Annotated in this window: 1 protein-coding gene; it reads right to left on the bottom strand. The window is 51.1% G+C overall.

Features of this window, described 5'->3' with window-relative positions; translation table 11 throughout:
- A partial coding sequence (locus tag FKG94_RS28445; protein WP_142930337.1) for a PQQ-binding-like beta-propeller repeat protein occupies positions 1-3,530 on the bottom strand: 3,530 nt, incomplete at both ends.

The raw sequence follows: 3,530 nt of genomic DNA, 5'->3' as shown, positions 1-3,530 counted from the left end.
TAGCTTTGTGCAGATTCGGGGTCTGTTCCTGCCGCAACCTCCTGCCAATTGCTATAACCATCACTATCCAAGTCGAGCAATCCATCGGATGCACTGAGAGGATCAAAACCGTAGGTGATTTCGCTGGCATCATCCATCCCATCACGATCTGTATCCGATGAACGTGGATTGGTAAAATAGGTGTTTACTTCAGCACCATCAATTAAACCGTCTCCGTCAAAATCGCTCACTCTGGGATGCGTGCGAAGCTGGTATTCTTCTTTATTGGTCAGACCATCCGCATCTATATCCAGATTGGCATCACTGCCATCGTCTGGGTCGAGACCACTGATAAACTCGTAACAGTCCGTAATACCGTCACCATCATTGTCTGCCGTGTTACTGTAATGGCCCTGCTCACCCCGACACTGATGACCCGAGCGCCCTGTGTCGTGGCCAGCTATACTCCACGGGGTATTCCCCAGGCCTCCTGCGTTGTCAGCTAGGGCTATCAGGTCTTTGCCGGCCGTCAGATAGATTGTGCCATCGGTATCAATCAGTGGTGAGGAGCTAATGGAGTCAGGCGCACGATAAGACCATTGCCTGTTATCATTCGAATCCACGGCATAAAAGGTAGAATCCGAAAAAAAATATAGGGTTCCATTTCTGCTTATGGTAGGAGACTTGCCACTGTAGCGACTGGACCACTTCAAGGACCCGTTAGTGGGGCTCAATGCATAAAAGCTACGGTTGTCGGCGGCATACACAGTTCCATCGGCTGCCACCACCGGAGCAGTATTGAAAAAATCCCTTGTAGCATAAAGCCACTTGCGACTCCCATCAGAGTTGATGGCATGAAGACCATGACCATATCCCTGGTAAATCGTACCGTCCAATCCGATAGCCAGCGGCGATCTATATTCGGAACCACCGTAGTAGGTCCACCTTATCGTTCCTGTGGCACTAAGTGCGTAAAGCTTCTTATCAGCTGAAACATAAACTGTGTCGTCTGCGCCAACTATCGGTTGCAACCTGCTAAAGCCCCCTGTTTCATAGGTCCAGAGAACATCGCCGTTGCTGCTGTTTAAGGCGTAAAAAGTGCCATCCCTGGATAAAACATACACATGACCGTTACGCCCCAGGGCAGGTGCCCCCAATTCACTGCCCGTGTTAAATTGCCATAACAGAGTCTTATCAGCATCGACAGCATTGAGATTGTTATCGGCAGTGTTGTAATAAGCTACACCATTAACGTCGATTGCTATCGATAATACATAATCAGGATGGCTCCTTGACCATATCAGACTGCCGTCGGGCTTGATTGCTTGAAGATAACCTGAGCGAAAACTCGAAAGTCGAAAGTTGTAACCAGCATATATGGTGCCATCCAGGCCGAGAGTGGGATCTGCCCCGAAGTCCCGTGGCACACTGTAAGTCCACTGTAGCGCGCCGCGCGGGGGTGTCGAATTGACGTCCAGCGGGTCGTATTCCGTAAACCCTTCCTGCCGATTACTAAAACCGTCACCATCCGTATCTAAGAGGCCTTCGGCAGAGTCCAGGGGATTGAGTCCTTGGGATATCTCATAGCCGTCGGTTAATCCATCAGCGTCAGTATCCTTGTCATTGGGATCAGTGCCATATGTATTGACCTCGTCACCATCACTATACCCATCTCCGTCCGAGTCGCTATCGAAATAGTTTGAACTGTTTTGATATTCCTCCAGATTCGTTAAACCATCGCCATCACTGTCTTGTGCCGCATCTGCACTGTCATTTGGATTGAACCCATTGACTATCTCGGTGCAATCAGGGATACCGTCACCATCCGCGTCGGCGGATAGATCGACAACGCCCTCGGCGGTTCGGCATTGATTACCCGATCCATATACATCGTGTTGAAATACCGGCCAGGGTGCGTCAGCCAAGCCACCGGAATCTCCTACCAAGGCATACAATTGTCCATTCAAAGAGGTAACGTAGAGGGTGCCATCGCTATCCAACATGGGCGCTGAGAGTAAACTGTGGCCGGTATTATAAGACCAATTTAACTGACCGAATGAGTCCAGCGCATACACCTCACCATCATGGGCAGCTATGTACACAGTGCCGTCAGCGCCGATCGAAGGCGTATAGGTGGAGCCATTGGCCTGGTACGTCCATAGTAGGTTACCTTCTGTATCTACAGCCATAACACTGCGGTCCTGGTTGCCGATATACACTGTGCCATCCCGGCCGACCACTGGCGATCGGTAGCGAGTCTGGCTTCGACTCATCTCATAAGACCATTTCAAACCACCGGTCGGGTTTATAGCATAGAGGTAGCCAGTCCCGGCTGTTAAGTAAATCACGCCACCCAATCCTATAGCCGGAGAGGTGCCTCCCTCCCCCACATAAAAGCGCCACTTTCTGGCGCCGTTCGAGCCGACTGCATGGAGATACCCGTCACCGGAGGTAAAGTAAAGCGTGCCATCCGGTCCCATAGCGGGCGATGAATAGGCAATTGAATCTCCCGCATCATAACTCCACTTCAGGCTGCCATCGGGTCTTACCGCATACATAAACTTGTTGGCTGAGCCAAAGTAAACGGTGCCATCATTACCGATGGCCGGCGATCCGGTGATATCCCCATTTGTTAAAAAGAACCATTCGCCGAAGCCATCAGGATTGACCGCGTGCAGTTTTCTATCATCTGAACCGACATAAACAGTACCGTCAGGTGCCAGCGCGGGCGCCGAGGAGATATCGCCACCGGTACTGTATGCCCATTTTGTCGTTCCGTCCGGATAGACGGCATGTAGTTGATCGTCGCGAGATGCCACATAAATAACCCCATCCGGACCTACTATTGCATTGGCTTCTATTGACGCTCCGGTTTGATAACGCCATAACACTGTGCCGAGAGTGGGTGTAGATACACGACTAATAAGGTCCGAACCCGCTAAACTTTCCTGTCGATTACTAAAACCGTCGCCGTCATAATCCAATTTCCCATCAGCGGGATCGAGCGGGTCCAGTCCTGCATGCAATTCGTTTCCATCCACCACACCGTCGTGATCCGTGTCGGCAACCAATGGGTTCAGCCCTGGGGTAGCCACCTCTAATGCATCGTCAATGCCATCGTTATCTGTGTCCATGTGATTCGGATTGGTACCCGCGGCGACCTCATCGCCATCCGATATACCATCACCATCGCTATCCTGCAGGGCAATATCGCTTCCGTTGTCGATCTCCAGACGATTGCTTAATCCATCGCCGTCTAAATCCGCATCGGCGTCAGCCGCTTCATTAGGGTTAAGTCCTAACTGGGACTCCAAGCAGTCCGTAATACCATCGCCGTCTGAGTCCAACTCAGCGGGGAAGGACACATTGTCTGATCCAGCGATCAGCAAGCTACCAAGACGAATATAACTGGTGCGCGTACAGTCGACGATGGACTCCTCAAATAAAAGCTGTCCTGCGCTGGAATATACACTGTACCTGAGATCATAACCTTCGCCGGTCCGGCTTAGTGAACGCAGGTTGTGTCCGTCATAGATGTAGTCTTTTACCAC

The organism is Exilibacterium tricleocarpae (assembly GCF_007004655.1).
GTDB classification, from domain to species: Bacteria; Pseudomonadota; Gammaproteobacteria; order Pseudomonadales; family Cellvibrionaceae; genus Exilibacterium; species Exilibacterium tricleocarpae.
Note: the sequence above shows the minus strand (reverse complement) of the source record. Positions and strands in the feature narration are given on the sequence as shown.